Below are 17,987 nucleotides of genomic sequence, written 5' to 3'. Positions count from 1 at the left end.
GCCATACGCAGCCTACCGCCAGTTCGCTTTCGCTGTACGCCCCGCTGATTGAACCACGGTGTAGGCCGTCTAGTCGGGCATACCAGCTTCCTGCCATCGCATAAACAGCTGCAGCTGCTCCGGTTGCCACTTGCCATCACAGGGCATCGATCCGTTTTGGAGCCGCTGCAATATTTCATTGCTGTACTTTCTTACATCTTCCGCCTTCCAGAGGTCGAAAATAAAGCTCATGGATTGCCGGTCCTTTTTACGGAATAATTGTTTGATATGCCTTTCAAAACCTACCGGCTCATCAGCCGGAGGATATACGATCTCTGCTTCCTGTTCGGGCAGCGCCAGAGCGGAGATACGCCCGCCCGGAGGGCCTGCCGAGGTATTCCAATCCCAGTGAGGCATAGGCATATTTTGTGGCGGCTTGGAATCGGTCTGCGAATTCTCTACCGCCAGCCGGGAACCCCATTCAATATAACTGCCAAACGCAGATTTAAATTCCGCATCGTTGGGCAGCATGGCTTCTGTCGCCGATTGCGATATAAGCTTTACCCACCGGGCCCTTTGTGCTTCGGTCAATTGCTTATTGATGTGCTCGGCAAGCATCCGGCTATAACCACCGTATTCCTTACTATAATCGGGCGGGCCGCAAAATACTTCCGAGAGCCATTTGGCCACACGCTCGGGATGGTCGTCGGCCATGCCGGCAAATAAGGGCGCCAGCAGCTCATCCTGCGGTACATGCTTTTCATAAAACAGCCGGGTCATTCTCAAAAACGCCGGGTAACCGCCGGCCCATTCAAAAATGGTCGACTGACTGTCTGCCTGTTCTACAGGATCATGGAAGTCGACATACCAATGCATGCCGCTGCAAAAGGGTTTATTTTGCGATTTACCACAACGGCATAATGCATAGTGCTCCAATGATGAGCCTGAGTTTCTGGCTATCGCGTCTCCATTTTCATCAACCAGCCTTATACCGCCGGTAATCCTGTAAGGCCCGTCTTTGGTAATGGCTATTTTTTGTTCCCGGATGTTGTTGTGATCTACCTGATCCCGGGCTTCTACACCATCTATGGCGTAGCTGAGTGCACCTGAAGGACAATCACGTACTGCGCGTATGATCTCATCCATACGCCCTCCGCTGGCAGCGATAAAAGGTTCCTGACCTAACCTGAATACAGTGGACACCCTATCTGTACACAAACCGGAATGCTGACAAATACCCCTGTTATCCAAAACTGTGATCTGCACACCGGTATAGGTATCTCTGTGATCTGCTACCCGGTTAGGATCTTTGGCATCGGTAAATCCGTTCGTGGCGTGTGTACCATCGCAAAAAGGTTTGATGGCCGAGCCGCCGCAACGGCAAAAGGCCATTTGCGGCAATGCTATCTGCTCTTCGCCAAGCCAGTTATAAAGATGAGGCAGATTGGTAATTACATACGGTCCGTTATGTCCGGTTTGTATGCGGGTATCCAGTTGCTTTTGAATCTGCTGTATTACAGCTAACCTGTTTTCTAAAACGGATGGCTCCTTCTGTAACAAAGTGAGGCGTTGCAGGGCAGCAACGGCTTCCAGTAATTCCGGCCGCTCAAAGTTGCTCACCATTAGCGCCGTAGCTTCCCGGGCCAATTCCCATAACCAATGATCGACCACATGGTTGATGTCGCCGTCAACATCCGGTAAGGCATGCTCCTCAACCGGTAATTGTTCACCGGTATCGGCTGGTTGCAGCAGGCTGGTCAAAGGCCGGATCACACTGTTGGTTAGGCTTTCTTTTACCGTATCCAGACTGGCCGCAGGGTGCTGCGCTATCAGGCGGATGATCTGTTGTGAAAGGTGGTAAATGCCGGATAAGGAGGCTGAATGATGATTGTCCATAGGATGATGGGATCCCTTTTTGTTTTCCCAAAGCTATCGGTTGCGTATTTCAATTTCAATAACTAACCAAAAAGTAGGGTATGTAGGAAATATGGAATCATGCTGTTTCCCTTGCGATTGCTGCACCTGTAGAAGCATCATGACACCCTTGCCCTTTCGACATGCTCGGGGACCGTGGATAGGCTATTTCTTATATTGCCACCTTCTGTTAAGATGCTAGCCGGCAAAAGCCACAGCCTCTATTTCCAGCAACCAGTCTGGATTTCCTAAGCCGGCAACCATCACTACCGTAACAACCGGCGGGTTGGTACCATCACCCATATACTTTTTAGCGGCAGCGAAGCCTAAACGGGGATCCTGGCCTTGTACGATATAGATGTTTAGTTTGACTACATCCTGGAAAGTAGCATTACAGGCCGCAAGCGCCAGTAGTATATTTTTCATCACCTGCTCTGTTTGTTGCTGCAGGTCTCCTTTCCCGATAAGGGCCCCTTGATCATCAATGGCGTTTTGGCCACCGATGTATATCGTCGTTCCATTGCCCCCGGTTGTGACTATCTGTGAAAAAGCCGGGTTCTTGCTCATTCCCGCGGGATTAATGTGTTGTATTTGCTTCTCCATGTTTTTATTAATGTTTGTTATTTCTGGCGTTGGTATACCGTTTTATCGTATTTCAAAGCAGCTTTGCCTTATTCGCCCAAAGCCTGTATTAATAATTGAGCTGCTGCCGCGCCGCTAAACTGCTGCTGGCCGGTAATGAGCCGCCCGTCCCGTATAGCGAAAGGTGTGAAGGCGCCAGCCACGATGAAGTTCGTATCAGGTAGTTGCCTTGCAGCCGATTCAATCCAAAAGGGTTGTATTTTAATGCCGGTATAATCGTCGGCAAACTTCTCTTCACTGTCGGCAAAGCCTGTCCAGGTCTTTCCGTCAACCAGAAGTTTTCCGTCTGCGGTTTTGATATGCAGCAGCACACATGTGGCATGGCAAACGATAGCGACAATTTTTTCCTGTTCATAAAATTTAAGGATAAGCTGGTGCAGCTCTGTATTGTTTACGAAGGTGTACATAGGCGATTGCCCACCCGAGAGGAATATGGCATCATAAGTTGCCGGATCAATTGCGGATATTGGCCGAGTGTTTGTCAATAAAGCGGCATGGGCAGGAGATTTTTTAAAGCCCATCGAGATCAGATCATGCGCCGAATAACCACTGGTATCTTCCGGATCGCTATAAGCATCGGCTTCCAACTGGCCACCATCGGGTGAATAGATATCGACCTGGTAACCTTTTTCGGTAAACGCCCAGTAAGGGTGCGTCAGCTCGGCCCACCAGAAACCGATGGGCCAGCCGGTTTGCTGGCTAACTGCTTTATTGGCCGCGATCAATGCGATCTTTTTGATTTTATTAGGTGATAAAGGATTAAGTTTGGCGCTCATTTCTTTCCATTTAGATAAACCAAAAGTATTTTGTGAAGGACACAAAATCAATAGCTAACTAAAAAGTAGGCCTTACAAAAAAGAATATTCCGTCTGCAAGTCATGGCAAACGGATTCCCCAATAAACTTATGATAACGTTAAACGATAAAATATACACCTGCCCTGTCGACGTTACTTTGGGACTGATCGGAGGGAAATGGAAGTTGCTTATCTTGTTCCACCTGCATTATTTTACCAGGAAGAGCTATAGTGACTTAAAAGCAAACCTGCCCCGGGTCTCCGAAAAAATGCTGTCGCAGCAGCTGAAAGAATTAGAGCGGGACAAACTCATTCTTAAAAACCAGCTTTCTGTAAAACCGTACCGAGTGGAATATTCCCTTACAGAACGAGGAAAATCGCTCGGCCCCTTGTACGAGTTTATCAGCAAATGGGGCATCGATTATCTGATGGAAAATAATATCGATTATATTAAAGATCAGCATTTGTACAAGTAAGCCGTTCCTGCAGAGCAATACGAAAGCTCATTGTCGCTGATTGTCTATGGGGTCAGGGGTAAAATACATTTATTGATACCCACTATTAGTTATAGGCGAACTGCAGATACACAACATCGCGTACCAATTAATCAAGCGGGATTTCTATTTCGTCCAATAACTGCCCCAGCCGTACCATAGAACGCTCCAGGGTCTCCTTAGTCTTCTTCTTGTGTAGTGAAAACAAGAACTGCCGTATTACACCCCTCTTGATATAAATATCAACTGTAAGCTTTACTTTCCCCGCGCCCAGGTCCTCCAGCAGGTATTCGGTAGCATTTATCCTGTCCTCATCCGTTTCACTAAATTCGATCCGATCGGGAAGAAAAATATAGCTGCTTGCGTAAATAACAGAACTTCCATTATCCATAACGCGGCGACATTTGGTACCGATCCTGGGCAGAAAGTGAGAAATCTCCTCTACACTCCGCACACCTTCTTGCCAGCGATTCCGGTATTTGAATTCTCCGGAAGCGTGAAGAAGCTTTATGATCGGTGTTTGAAAGGTTGCGGACACGGTAAGCACTTTTACCTTATTGGAAATGGCCAGGTGTAGCTGTTTAACCGGTTTCAGCGTCTCTTTCAAATGTGTCAACTGGGTATAATGAAATGCTATCTCCCGTTCTTCCATCTTCTTGCTGCTACTTTTCCACTGCATCCATTCTTCCAAACGATCCGGTTCTCTTTGCGCCAACAGGTCTTGTGTCAGCAACCAATATTCATGTTGTTCAATATCATTTTTCAAAAGCTGGTGCGCAACTATAATATCTTTTCCTATCAGTTTGCTGAAGTTTTTGACATTGTATTCTGTAAATTCTCCATAATGGGTAATCACCTTCAGGCTGAGATTAATGGCCGACAAGCAGGCTTTACACTGACAGAAGCGACGTATATCGTATCCGGCCAGGTAACGGTGAAATTCAAGGAACATATCTTCGACCTGGCTGTACAGTTCTGCCAGATCCGGCACATCACCATACCGGTAAAAGAGAATTGCGTCGCCTTCGATCTCAGATACTTCGAGACCTATGCAATTGGCATTGATCAGCAACTCCAACAGCTCCTGAATTATAATACGGCTATGGCTGATCTCTGTTTCATGAACGAAACGGGTAAAGCCACTGATATCCGGAATAAAAACAAGTCCCTTTTTCCCAACCATATGACAAAGATATTTGAATAGTTTGTTGCGTTTGCGTTATCTCTCATTAATCCAACAATAGCTTCCAAACAGATGTGTTCTTTCTTGTAGATCACCTATCAATCAATTGATTATCAATAAGTATTTGCAGCGAACTGAGCATCGCCAAGGTGACCTTTTATGCCGGGAAAAAGAAATATTCCGGGGTGGATAGCGATCAGCTCAAGAGACTCAAAGCGCTTGAAGAAGAGAACCGTAAGCTGAAGCAAATGTATGCAGATGCAGCATTGGATATCAAAATGCGCAAGGATGTACTCTCAAAAATGGGTAACGCCCTGTGATCCTGAGAATATTGTTGTTTACCTGGAGATGCCCACACGGTAAGTATTACACGGGCTTTTAAGGTGACTTGCCGATGCAAGCCGATGCATTATTACGAACCGGCAAAAGATGACGCTTGCCTTACCGGGCGCGGTTATGCTATCAAGCCAGCATGGTAGCCTGATTGACCAGAATGATTTGTTGCATGAACCTACTATGATCCAGGTTTTGTATTGCCCTTAAACCTTCTGTTTCATCAGTCATAACAACCCAACCACAAACCCGGGGTATAATTGCCCTGCCCTCCCGGATGATCATAATATGCTTGACAATACCGAATCTGGAAAACAGGTTCCTGAGCTGCGTTACTTTCGTATCTGCACACAGGTTGCTAATAAAGATGTTCATTGAGTAGAATAAAGGATGAACCGAAGAAATGGCAAAGGAGAGCGAAGTCTGAAGAGAAGGATATAATCGGATCAGGAATGAACTTTACCGCCACTGTAGCGTAGTAAAGGTAAACAATCCCTTCTACAGATAATCTTTTATTTCTCAAGGCGGGCTTTTAACTGTCTGATCAAGACCTGTAAACATCATGTTTATAACAAATGGCACAGCCACAGTACCTAATGCGGAATTTTCATTGGCATTTGTCTGGTGGCTTCCCCCATACACCATTATCCATTAAATCAACCTATCTTTACATCACTAGCAATCGTGGCTTCTGCCAGTTCTGATCCATCTTTTTCCACTTCTGCCCGGCCCGAGTATTCCCCTTTTAGCGTAAAGCAGCCGTATGTTTCGCTGCTTATAAAGATGATTTCTCATTTACCCTTTAAAGGTACCTGTATCAAAAACATAATGATTATGCCTGTAAAAATTAGCACATTAAGTCAGCTGGAAATATTACGGGAGGGCGATATATTGCGAAAGTTCCCGTCTCATGGCGCGTCCGAGCCGGACTTTGACGAAACAAGGCAAGAAGACATCGATACTTATGAAATCAATTTCTACAATCGTAAAGAACAGCTCTTCCGCCTAACCCTTAACGACAAGTCGGGCATATTTACCTGGCCGGGCGATATGGAACGTCTCAATATCAAATTGCTCGACCTCGTGATTGAAAATAAATGGTGGGTATATTGACACAGTCCACGCTTTTCCACCCGTATAGCATACCTGCATCTTACCGGCCCGGAAGCTGTAAAGAGGGGATGATCCTCGGGAACAGATCATCGCCTAAAGAATTAAGTAATAAGTGAATCCTTCTGCAAGCCGCTGTCCTGCATGGACAGCGGCTTTTTTTATGCTTTATAAAATCCGGGGCAGCCCCGGATAAGAACATGGATATAAAAACAACTACAGGTACCGTATTGGATATTTTATCCAGGTTACGAAAGCGTTTCCAGCCAACGGACAGGAAAAATAACATGGGTGCCGAAGAGCCCATCCGGGCAACCTTATACAGCAGTGGCCAGCTAAATAACCATGGGAAGACCATTGCCGCTACCCACCGGCTGCTGCGGCATAAAGTACCCGATCAGCTGCTGAAAAGGCTTGATGATAATGAACGGAAATTGCTGGAAGTAAGAAATGCCCTTGTGGAAAGTATTCGTGCCGGGAAAACAATACCGCCGGCGGCGGAATGGCTGCTCGACAACTTTTACCTTATCGAAGAACAGTTTATCCTGGCCCGGAAACATCTGCCAAAAGGCTACAGCGAAGGTCTCCCGGGCCTGGCAGATGGCCTTTCCGCTGGCATGCCACGGGTTTACGATATCGTGCTCGAAATTATTGCCCATAGCGATGGCCGGGTAGATGTGCAAAACCTGACTGGCTTTGTGGCTGCTTACCAGGGCGTCGCGCAGCTTACCCTGGGAGAATTGTGGGCGATTCCCATCATGTTGCGTCTGGCCGTTCTGGAAAATCTCCGCAGGGTATGCAGTAAAATAACATTGGATATAATTGATCATGAACTCGCCGATTATTGGGCAGAGAAAATGATGGATACGGTTAAAAATGATCCGGGCAACCTCATCCTGGTCATTGCCGATATGGTCCGGTCCAAACCGGTACTGGAAGGGCCGTTCGTATCCGGTCTGGTCCGCAGGTTGCAGGGACATGGACAGGCGCTTGCGCTGCCTTTGAGCTGGATGGAAGATCAACTGTCGGTGCTTGGTCTCAGCAGCAATGAGCTGGTAAGCCAGGAGGGACAGCGCCAGGCAGCCGACCAGGTATCTGTCCGTAACAGTATCGGAACGCTCCGCTTCCTGGGTGCAAATGACTGGACCGAGTTCGTCGAAACCTTAAGCAGCGTAGAGCAGGTGCTGCGTAAAGACGGCACAGGAACGTATCCACTGATGGACTTTGCCACCAGGGATCAATACAGGCATGTGGTGGAAAAGATAGCCAAATACAGCACCTTGTCGGAAACAGAAGTGGCGGAGAAAGTACTTGACCTGGCGGCCGCCGGGCAAAAGAAAGCACCCCTTGACCGCAAAGCCCATGTGGGTTATTACCTTTTGGACAAAGGATTGGTGCAGACGCAGCAAGTGGTGCAAATGCGGTTTACGCTCCGTGAAAGGCTTGCCCGGCTCACTGCGAAAGCGCCTGTACTCCTCTACCTGTCTGCCATATTTCTCCTTACGGCGGTCTTTGCCGGCGGCATGTTGTACTGGACATTCCGCAACGGTACCCCGGGCAAATTGCTGACGATACTGGTGCCGGCGCTCTTTATTTCGGGAGCCATGCAGCTTGCTGTAGCATTGGTTAACTGGATTGCTACCTTACTGGTAAAGCCGGGACTGCTTCCCCGTATGGATTTTTCAAAGGGTATTCCTCCCGAATGCAGGTCGCTGGTAGTAATACCCACCATAATAAGCAGCAAGGCCTATATCGAAGAGCTGACGGAAGCCCTGGAGATTCGCTTCCTGGCTAATCGTGAAGAGAACCTGCATTATGGCCTATTGACCGATTTCGCCGACTCCCTTACAGAACATGCGCCCGGAGATGAAGAATTGATAGCCCTCGCAAAGGGCAGCATTGAAGCGCTGAATGAAAAATACAGCCGGTCAAAAAAGGATATCTTCTTTCTTTTTCACAGGCCAAGGACCTGGAATGCAAAGGAACGACGATGGATGGGGTATGAACGTAAGCGCGGAAAGCTGGCAGCCTTGAATACGTTGCTCAGCGGCACTGCAGGCCCAACAGTATTTTCTGTGATCTGTGGGGAGCAATACCCGCTTTCCCAGATCAGGTACGTGATTACGCTTGATTCCGATACGCAGCTTCCGAGGGAGGCGGCATGGAAATTTATCGCGACTATGGCCCATCCGTTGAACCGCGCCGTCTACGACCAAAAGCTGCGCCGCGTTACCGAAGGCTACGGTATCCTGCAGCCGCGTATCGCTGCCGCGCTTCCTCGTAGTGCAGCATCCCTCTATCTGCGTATGCAAGGCAATGCGGCGGGTATCGATCCATATACACAGGTCTCCTCCGACGTCTACCAGGATGTCTTCGGTGAAGGCTCTTTCATTGGTAAAGGCATCTATGATATAGATGTCTTCCGGCAGGCTACGGAAGGCGTTTTCCCGGAAAACCGTATCCTCAGCCACGACTTACTGGAAGGTTGCTATGCCAGATCTGGCTTGCTGAGCGATGTACTGCTCTACGAAGACAATCCTGCGCAATATGCTGCAGATATTAAGCGCCGTCACCGGTGGATCAGGGGCGACTGGCAGATAGGTGCCTGGATGATGCCCTGGGTTACGCTGGCCAATGGCAAACTTGCGACCAATAAGCTTTCCGCTTTATCCCGCTGGAAGATCATGGACAACCTGCGCAGGAGCTTATTGCCCATATCCCTGCTGTCGCTGCTATTGCTTGGCTGGACCATATTGCCTTATGCGTGGTTCTGGACATTTATGGTTACGGTCATCATCACCCTGCCCGTACTGGCGGGGGCCGGCTGGCAGCTGGCACACAAACCCCGGGATCTTAATGCCAGGGCGCATTTATCGGAGGTGGGCCTGTCCATCAGGGATATTCTGTTGCGGTTCGTGTTTGGTGTTGCCGTGCTGCCTTATGAAGCCTGGAAAAGTATGGATGCTATTGTACGGGCCAATTGGCGCATGGTCGTTTCAAGACGCAAACTGCTCGAATGGACGCCATCGGCGGCGGTGGCCAGGAACAGCATACCCGGCGCAGGCTCAGCCTATCTTCGTATGTGGCAATCCCCCTTGTTGGCGGCTCTTTGCGGGATTGCCATGGCGATGATACACGCACAGGCTATACCCGTAGCGGCGCCTGTTCTGCTGTTATGGCTGCTGGCACCGGTTATTGCCCGCAGGATCAGCCTTCCGGAAAAGGAAGACAGCCCGGGGCTGACAGAAGCCCAATACTTATTTCTTCATAAGACAGCCCGTAAAACCTGGGCTTTCTTTGAACAATTTGTAACGGCAGAGGACCACTGGCTGCCGCCGGATAATTTCCAGGAAGAGCCTACACCGGTTATCGCGCACAGAACTTCACCGACCAATATGGGTTTGTCCCTGCTGTCGAATCTTGCCGCCTTTGATTTCGGCTATATTTCCGGCCGTTCGCTGGTACGCAGGACCAACGACACATTGCAATCCATGCGGCAACTGGAGCGGTACAAAGGGCATTTCTACAACTGGTACGACACGTTGACACTACTTCCCTTACCGCCCCGTTATGTATCTACGGTAGACAGTGGAAACCTGATCGGTCATTTGCTTACCCTAAGGCAGGGTTTGCTGCCCCTACCCGATCAGCCTGTAGTCCATCCCGATATACTTAAAGGGATAAAGGCCACACTCGATATTGTCCGTGATCATTTCAAAAAATCTCATAAGGAAGCGATCGAAAAAATAACAGCAGCTCTTTCCGATACATCGGCAACCGGCTCTTTGACGGCAATCAGGGAATGCCTTGACCTCATCTCCTGCCTCCTGGAGGCGCTGCCGGGGCAGCGCAACGGTCAAAACATGAACGGCCACATGTGGCTGACCCATTTGTTATCCCAGGTACAACAGATCAGAGAAGACTTGTTACAAACCCTACCCTGGATTGATCTGCTTCCGGTGCCTGCAATGTTCGACGACCTCAACGGATTGGATAGGGTCCCCACCCTGGCAGCCATACCGGACATGGTTACGGCGCACCTGAAGATAATTGCCGCCATGGATCAGGATCTGCTTCCGGCATCAGAAAGGCAATGGATCGCTAATATACGATCGCTGCTACCACAAGCCGCCGGACGGGCCAGGGAGCAGCAGCTGCTGCTGCGCCAGCTGGAACAGCAATGCGAGCAACTAAGCACGGTAGAATACGATTTCCTGTATGATAAAGCCACCAGTCTTTTAAGAATAGGCTATAATGTGGACGAGCAGCGAAAGGATGACAGTTATTACGACCTGCTGGCTTCAGAGGCAAGGCTGGGTATCTTCGCGGGTATTGCCCAGGGAAAGCTGCCCCAGGCCTCCTGGTTTGCGTTGGGCCGGCTGCTTACCAATACCGCCGGCGATCCTATACTTTTGTCGTGGAGCGGGTCGATGTTCGAATATTTGATGCCACAGCTGGTAATGCCTTCTTATGAAAACACCTTATTGGCGCAAACGTCGAAAGCAACGGTCAAAAGACAGATAGAATATGCTGCGCAGCAAGGCATTCCATGGGGTATCTCAGAATCGGCCTATAACGCCGTCGACGCCGGATTCAGCTATCAATACCGTGCTTTTGGCGTGCCTGGTCTCGGCCTCAAGAGAGGACTGGAAGAAGACCTGGTCATTGCCCCCTATGCTTCTATGCTGGCGCTGATGGTATTGCCGGAAAAAGCATGCGCCAACCTGCAGCTTCTGGCGGCCAAGGGCTTCGAAGGGGCCTATGGCTTTTACGAGGCCATCGACTATACGGCCAATCGTCTGCCAAGGGGAGAGCAGCATGCCATCGTACGCTCCTTCATGGTGCATCATCAGGGTATGGGATTTTTGTCGCTGGCTTATCTGCTGCTGAATAAGCCTATGCAGCGCCGGTTCAGCGCAGAGCTCCGTTTTCAGGCGACGTTATTATTGCTGCAGGAAAAGATCCCGAGGGCAACCGTTTTCTATGCCCATACTGCCGAGCTTATCCAGAAGGACGCTGCAGCCTCTGCAACGCCCGAGCGGAGGATCACTACACCCAACACACTTATTCCCGAAGTACAGCTGCTGAGCAACGGGCACTACCAGGTAATGATCACGAATTCGGGGAGCGGCTATAGCCGCTGGAAAGATATAGCACTCACACGCTGGAGGGAAGACGGTACCATGGACAACTATGGTGCTTATTGCTATATTAAGGATGTCGAGGCGGATACTTTCTGGTCCAATACGCACCAGCCGGCTCTGGTGGCTTCGGACAACTACGAAGTCCTGTTTTCGCCGGGCCATGTCGAATTCAGACGCCATGACCAAGGTATAGACACCAAAACGGAAATTGTGATCTCCCCGGAAGACGATGTCGAAATGCGGCGGATCCGGATCACGAACAGGACGCAGGTGACGAAGGTGATGGAAGTAACCAGTTATGCTGAAGTCGTGATGGCGGCACAAGCGGCCGACGAATCGCATCCCGCATTCAGCAACCTGTTTGTACAAACCGAGATACTGCCCGACCATAAAGCGATATTGTGCACACGCCGGCCGCGCTCGCAGGGCGAAACGCCACCCTGGATGTTTCACCTGATGGATGTATACGGTGTATCCATTGAGGTCATTTCATATGAAACGGACCGGATGCAGTTTATCGGCAGGGGACGGAATCTGGCTCATCCCGGTGCGATGGAGGAAGAGCAGCTTTCGGGTAGCGAAGGCGCGGTGCTCGACCCGGTATTTGCGATCCGTTACCGGTTCGTAATCAAGCCGGGACAGACGGCACTCGTGGATATGGTCTATGGCGCAGGCGAAAGCAAAGAACATTGCAGGAACCTGATGCATAAGTACAGGGACCAGCACCTGAAGAAGCGTGCTTTTGAGCTGTCCTGGACGCACAGCCAGGTATTGCTGCGGCAGATCAACGCCTCCGAAGCCGAGGCACAATTATACGATCGCCTGGCAGCCTCCATCATTTTTACAAATCCCGTGCTGCGCGCTGCTCCGGCAACGATCAACAGCAATTACCGCGGACAGTCGGCATTATGGAGTCATTCCATTTCAGGGGACCTGCCGATTGTGCTGCTGCGTATCGATGACCCGGAACAAATAGAGCTGGTCAGACAAATGATACAGGCACATGCTTACTGGCGCCTGAAAGGATTGGCAGTTGATCTCGTGATCCTTAACCAGGACCATGGCTCTTACCGGCAATTGTTGCAGGAAGAAGTACTAGGGCTCATCACCGCCGATACAGGCAATAAAGCGGACAACAGGCCCGGTAGTATTTTTGTAAGATCAGCAGACCAGCTCTCGCCCGAAGACCTTATCCTCTTCGGAAGTATAGCAAAGATCATTATCGATGGTAAAAGCAGCCTTTCGGAGCAGGCCGGCAGATTAAGCGCAGATAAGACATTACCTGCTGCCGTGGAATGGCAATCGCCGGTGGCAATGGAAAATGAAACACCCGCGATAGCCTTGTCAAACGACCTTCTGTTCTATAACGGCAGCGGAGGCTTTTCTCCCGACGGGAAAACATATGCCATCCTGACCACGAAGCAGACCCCTACACCCGCTCCCTGGGTGAATGTGATCGCTAACGCGAACTTTGGCACCGTAGTATCGGAGCGTGGATCGGCTTATTCCTGGGCAGTCAATGCCCATGAGTACCGTCTTACGCCATGGAGCAACGACCCTGTTTCAGACATTGGCGGGGAAGCCTTTTACCTCCGGGACGAAGCATCAGGTGTATTTTGGTCTCCTGCGCCCTTTCCGGTAGAGGGGGATGCGCCTTACATCAGCACACACGGCTTTGGTTACAGTACATTTGAACATACCGAAAAGGGCATTTCTTCCAAGCTCTGCGTATCCGTAGACAAGGAGTTGCCTCAGAAATTTATCGTATTGGAAGTAAAGAACGATTCCGGAACAGCACGGCAGCTGACTGCGACAGGATTTATGGAGATGATACTGGGCGATGTACGCTCCAAAACCAATATGCATATTCTTCCCGAACCCGGGGCCACAGGCAATGCGCTGTTGTTCCGTAACCGGTACAATACCGCATTCGCCAACCAGGTGAGCTTCTTTCGTGTAAGCGGCGCCAGCTATAGCTTCACAACGGATCGCACAGAATTTATAGGCCGGAACAGGAATTTGCAGAACCCACAAGCACTATCCCGCAAGAAGCTCTCCGGCAGGATCGTTGCCGGCAGGGATATTTGTGCGGCACTACAGGTGCAATTTGACTTATTACCAGGCGAAAAAAAGGAAATCATATTCCAGCTGGGCAGCGGCGATAGTGATCAGTCTGTAAAGGAGCTCTTACAGCAGCCGCTTGACCATGACACGGCCGTTGCAGCGCTCGAGGCGGTTAAAGCCTACTGGTCACATTTGCTCGGCGCGGTACAGGTTACAACGCCCGATCCGGCCCTCAACCTTCTGGCCAACGGCTGGCTGCTCTACCAAACGATATCCAGCCGGTTACTGGCCCGAAGCGGCTTTTACCAATCGGGCGGGGCCTTTGGCTTCAGGGATCAGCTACAGGATGTGCTGGCCCTATTGCATACCGCACCGTCTATGGCCAAAGACCAGCTCCTGCTCAACGCTTCCCGGCAATTTATACAAGGAGATGTGCAGCACTGGTGGCATCCGCCCGAAGGACGGGGTGTACGTACACGCTGCTCCGACGACCTGCTTTGGCTCCCCTTCGTCCTGGTACAATACGTATCCGTCACCGGAGATAAAGATATACTCAACGAACTGGTTCCTTTTCTTGAAGGCAGAGCGCTGCATGCGGGCGAAGACTCTCTTTATGATCTTCCCGGGACAAGCGATCAGGCGAGCAGCCTTTACGAACATTGTGTGCGCAGCATTAAGCTCAGCCTGCGCTTTGGTCAACATGGCCTGCCGCTTATGGGTTCCGGCGACTGGAACGACGGTATGGATCAGGTCGGGCACAACGGCCAGGGTGAAAGCGTATGGCTGGCTTTCTTCCTCTATAAAGTATTGACCGGCTTTGAGGCCGTAGCAAACGATCAGGGGGATAATGCATTTGCCCTGCTGTGTAAAGAAGCTGCCTTCGCCTTACAGCGCAATATTGAACATACGGCCTGGGATGGTGACTGGTACTTGCGGGCCTGGTTTGACGACGGCACGCCACTAGGGTCCCATAACAACGCAGAATGCCGCATTGACGCCATTGCACAAAGCTGGTCTGTTTTATCGGGTGCTGCAGACGATGTAAGAAAGAACAAAGCGATGGCGTCGCTGGATCGACACCTGGTCAAAAGAAACATGAAGCTTATCGCGCTGTTGGAATCGGCGTTTGATACCTCAGATCTCAACCCGGGCTATATCAAAGGATATGTACCGGGCGTAAGGGAAAACGGCGGGCAATATTCTCATGCGGCCATATGGGCCTTGATGGCCTTTGCAGCATCGGGAGAACGCGAAAAGGCCTATGAGCTGTTCAGCCTCATCCAGCCGATAAGCCATAGTGCCGACAGGGTTTCGAGAGACATATACAAAGTGGAACCGTATGTGATGGCTGCCGATGTATACGCCAACGAGTCTCATAAAGGCAGAGGTGGCTGGACCTGGTACACAGGCTCTGCCGGCTGGATGTACCAATTTATAGCCGGCTCGTTGCTTGGCCTGGAACGCCGGGGCGACATATTGTACATCAGACCTTGTTTTCCCATGAGCTGGCCTTCTGTAGATGTTGTTTACCACTGTGGCAGATCAGTTTACAGGATTGCTGTTTTCCAGGTTGCAACGGAGGCGCCTTCTCATTGGGAAATAGATGGCGTGAAGGGTACAGGCGATTCCATACAACTGAAAGATGATGGTCAGGTCCACGAAGTGATTATGTATTGCGCTACACGGCCGGATCTGGCAACGACATAAAACAGGAAGACTTTATTGTTAACAGGGCGAGCGCTTCTTATTGAGACGGCTTGGTTTTAAGTAGCCTCTTTCTTTTCCTGGCCGTGAAGGTCATGTAAGGATTTTTGCTCTCTGATTTTAGTTTTCTCCGTAATAGCGACGAAAAGTATTGTTTAGGGTGAATTTCAATTTTATCGGCCAGTATCTGCTATACGAGAAGACATATACGCTCAATCGACATTCTTTTGCAAAGCCAAATGGCTTGTACGATTTATCTCCTGTCTTTTATGATATCGGCTATGTCGTCGTCTGAATGTATCCCGGCCTCCGCTTCAGTTGTCTCCTGCTGCGCTTTTGAGGCATACGCAAACATATTTGTTTCATAATTCTGTATCGCGTCTTCGATATTTTCAAATTGTCCGCCTGTTAAGCATTCAGACAGATACAACGCATCCAACAGACCTATATTTACGCCTATCCCGGCAAATGGCGGCATTACATGGGCCGCATCTCCGACCAGTGTGATGTTGCCTTTTGTATTCCAGGGCATATCTAAAGGCATTTTTCGCATGGGCAATAGGGTGAATATCTCTGTTGCCTTAAAAAGTTCTTTATAGCTATCGTGCCAATTCCTTAATAAATCGTTCAGAAAGGAAACAACGGCACTTTTGTCTTTAAAATCGAAACCATTCTCTTTTAACCAATTTTCAGGCTTTTTAAACGAAACATAGTAATTCAAAGCGCCCTGGGATTTAGTTTGAGAGAACAACATTTTTTGTTCGCCCAATACCATTAGATTGCCCTCCCCGCTAATTTTCTTGAAGCTTGGGCATTCAGTATCTGGCCGAAAAACTTCACCCTGAATGATAACAGTGCCTGTATATTGGGGGGTTGCATCTGTAATATGTTGTCTTAAATTGCACATGCCACCATTTGCACCAATTACCAGATCTGCGGTTTCTACAATGTTGCCATCAAAATGCAGATCGTAGGTTTGGTTGGTTTTTTCCAAAGAAATAAATTTCCTGTTCCATACAACGGTACCCTCATTTAAATGTTCAAGCAACAGTTTTCTCAAATCATTTCGGTCAATTTCGGGTCTGTCATACAGATGTTCCTTGTCTGGAAATTCTTCCGCAACAATGCGACCATCAATGTCTGCCGCCCTTTCGCCTGTTGGCCTCGCCATTTCGTAAAAAGCATCTATTAGCCCGGCTTTCTGTAATGCTTTTTGTCCGGTGTCGTTGTGAATATCAAGCGTACCACCCATAATCCGGGCTTCTGCATTTTCATCGCGTTCGTAAACCTTTACGTTTACACCTGTTTGCTGCAAAAGTCTGGCCAGCGTTAAGCCAACCGGTCCTCCTCCGATGATGGCTACCTTTTTGTTTTTTAATAACATGATATCTTTATTTTTTCTGAATAATTAAATTGATTTTATAAACCAGATAGATAGTGATGAGCATCGTAAAAGATACGGCATATCCCAGATAATCGTAGTGTACCAAGGGTGAAAAGCTATCTTTCCGGACAATAACAAACCCTGCAAGCATAGCTGCAAAACCACCGGCAACCTGCTGCAGACAAGAATTAATACTCATAAAAGCCCCACGGTCCTGCTGTGCCGGCACTGCTGAAATAAGGGCCTGCGATGGTATCATTCGCATGGTAATGGCACCCATCATCAGCACATTTGTTGCCACAACCAACCAAAAAGGGGTAACCGTATAATGTGTATAAACGTCGGTAACTAAAATAGCAAAAATAGAGGCTCCGGCAAATAGCCTGAACTTACTTATTTTGTCTGCCAATCTACCTACCAGCGGCATTGTAACCAAACTAAAAACACCTGTAATCATAAACATGAACGGAAGCTGTCTCGCCGATATTTCCAAGTTATTGATGGCAAAAGCACTCGCAAACGGCATAAGCATAAACCCTCCTATCGATAATAATGCTGTATTTAGAAAACCCAATTGATACCTCCTTTGGGATATCGTATGCCATAGATGGCTGGATGCGGATGCCCCGGTCCGTGTCTTCAGGTGTTCGGTAATCGGCTTTAATTTAAAAACCAGCAGGACTATGATCAGGCCGGTCGCTATGGCTATCCAAAGGAATGGTATCTGCCAGCTAAACTTATTTGCAATAAACAATCCGATGGGGATGCCCAGAACCTGGCTACCCGATAAACTCATCTGTATGTACCCCATTACCTTGCCGCGTTGCTCAATACTAAACAGATCTGCTACAATCGCCATGGTTACTGAACTGATTACGCCACCAAATAAACCTGTAATTATCCTGGCCGTCACGAGCATTGGATAGGTAGGGGCTATCGCGCAAAAAAAGGTACCTGTAGCAAAACCTATATAAAAAAACAAGAGCATTTTTTTACGATCGAACCGGTCTGCGAAGCCCGCGGTCAGCAGACCTGATAAACCCGCGCTGAAGGCATAAGAGGAAACTGCCGTGCCAAATTGTGATGGGCTGATGTGTAGTGATTTCATCATAAAATCACCCAATGGCGACATTACCATAAAGTCTAACACAACGGTGAACTGTGTAATTGCCAATATGAAAATGACAAACTTTTGATAGCCAGTAAACGAAGGATTGTATCCTGGGCCCGAATTCATTACC

11 protein-coding genes are annotated in these 17,987 nt (G+C 49.1%); 4 read left to right on the top strand and 7 right to left on the bottom strand.

The genetic code is table 11. From position 1 onward, the window contains the following. Nucleotides 1–69: 69 nt before the first annotated feature. The 3 genes from DZK30_RS11560 to DZK30_RS11550 form a co-directional block, all read right to left on the bottom strand. The gene (locus tag DZK30_RS11560) at nt 70–1,875 is read right to left on the bottom strand and encodes a CDGSH iron-sulfur domain-containing protein (RefSeq protein WP_205529420.1); all 1,806 of its coding nucleotides are present in this window, start codon (nt 1,873–1,875) and stop codon (nt 70–72) included. A 216-nt stretch (nt 1,876–2,091) separates the two neighbouring features. Further along, complete coding sequence (locus DZK30_RS11555) at nt 2,092–2,496, bottom strand: RidA family protein (protein WP_118974295.1); 405 nt, start codon at nt 2,494–2,496, stop codon at nt 2,092–2,094. 68 nt (nt 2,497–2,564) lie between these two features. Next, entirely contained in the window at nt 2,565–3,311 is a 747-nt protein-coding gene (locus DZK30_RS11550) for a type 1 glutamine amidotransferase domain-containing protein (RefSeq protein WP_118974294.1), read from the bottom strand. A 129-nt stretch (nt 3,312–3,440) separates the two neighbouring features. On the opposite strand from DZK30_RS11550, the gene DZK30_RS11545 reads away from it, so the two are divergent. Further along, the gene (locus DZK30_RS11545) at nt 3,441–3,806 is read left to right on the top strand and encodes a winged helix-turn-helix transcriptional regulator (RefSeq protein ID WP_118974680.1); all 366 of its coding nucleotides are present in this window, start codon (nt 3,441–3,443) and stop codon (nt 3,804–3,806) included. 127 nt (nt 3,807–3,933) lie between these two features. Here DZK30_RS11545 and DZK30_RS11540 read toward each other — a convergent pair whose 3' ends face one another. After that, nucleotides 3,934–5,007, bottom strand: a complete 1,074-nt coding sequence (locus DZK30_RS11540) for a DUF2652 domain-containing protein (protein ID WP_118974293.1) — start codon at nt 5,005–5,007, stop codon at nt 3,934–3,936. 116 nt (nt 5,008–5,123) lie between these two features. On the opposite strand from DZK30_RS11540, the gene DZK30_RS11535 reads away from it, so the two are divergent. Then, nucleotides 5,124–5,327 (top strand): transposase, encoded by a 204-nt coding sequence (locus tag DZK30_RS11535; protein ID WP_118974292.1) that lies wholly within the window; start codon nt 5,124–5,126, stop codon nt 5,325–5,327. 142 nt (nt 5,328–5,469) lie between these two features. Here DZK30_RS11535 and DZK30_RS26580 read toward each other — a convergent pair whose 3' ends face one another. Beyond that, nucleotides 5,470–5,715, bottom strand: coding sequence for an RNA-binding protein (locus DZK30_RS26580; protein ID WP_118974291.1), 246 nt, complete (start codon nt 5,713–5,715; stop codon nt 5,470–5,472). Between the two features lie 459 nt (nt 5,716–6,174). Between DZK30_RS26580 and DZK30_RS11525 the strand changes: the two genes are divergently transcribed. Continuing rightward, nucleotides 6,175–6,453 carry a hypothetical protein gene (locus DZK30_RS11525; protein WP_162903034.1) on the top strand — a complete coding sequence of 93 codons (279 nt, stop codon included), beginning with the start codon at nt 6,175–6,177 and terminating at the stop codon, nt 6,451–6,453. A 197-nt stretch (nt 6,454–6,650) separates the two neighbouring features. Then, nucleotides 6,651–15,365 (top strand): GH36-type glycosyl hydrolase domain-containing protein, encoded by an 8,715-nt coding sequence (locus DZK30_RS11520; RefSeq protein WP_118974289.1) that lies wholly within the window; start codon nt 6,651–6,653, stop codon nt 15,363–15,365. Nucleotides 15,366–15,615: 250 nt separating this feature from the next. On the opposite strand, the gene DZK30_RS11515 is transcribed toward DZK30_RS11520, so the two are convergent. Both DZK30_RS11515 and DZK30_RS11510 read right to left on the bottom strand, forming a co-directional pair. After that, the gene (locus tag DZK30_RS11515; protein WP_205529419.1) at nt 15,616–16,746 is read right to left on the bottom strand and encodes an FAD-dependent oxidoreductase; all 1,131 of its coding nucleotides are present in this window, start codon (nt 16,744–16,746) and stop codon (nt 15,616–15,618) included. Nucleotides 16,747–16,753: 7 nt separating this feature from the next. Further along, complete coding sequence (locus tag DZK30_RS11510) at nt 16,754–17,983, bottom strand: MFS transporter (RefSeq protein WP_118974287.1); 1,230 nt, start codon at nt 17,981–17,983, stop codon at nt 16,754–16,756. Between the last annotated feature and the right edge of the window lie 4 nt (nt 17,984–17,987).

The sequence above is a fragment of the Taibaiella koreensis genome, assembly GCF_003545715.1.
GTDB lineage: Bacteria > Bacteroidota > Bacteroidia > Chitinophagales > Chitinophagaceae > Taibaiella > Taibaiella koreensis.
This window is presented reverse-complemented; position numbering and strand designations above follow the sequence as displayed.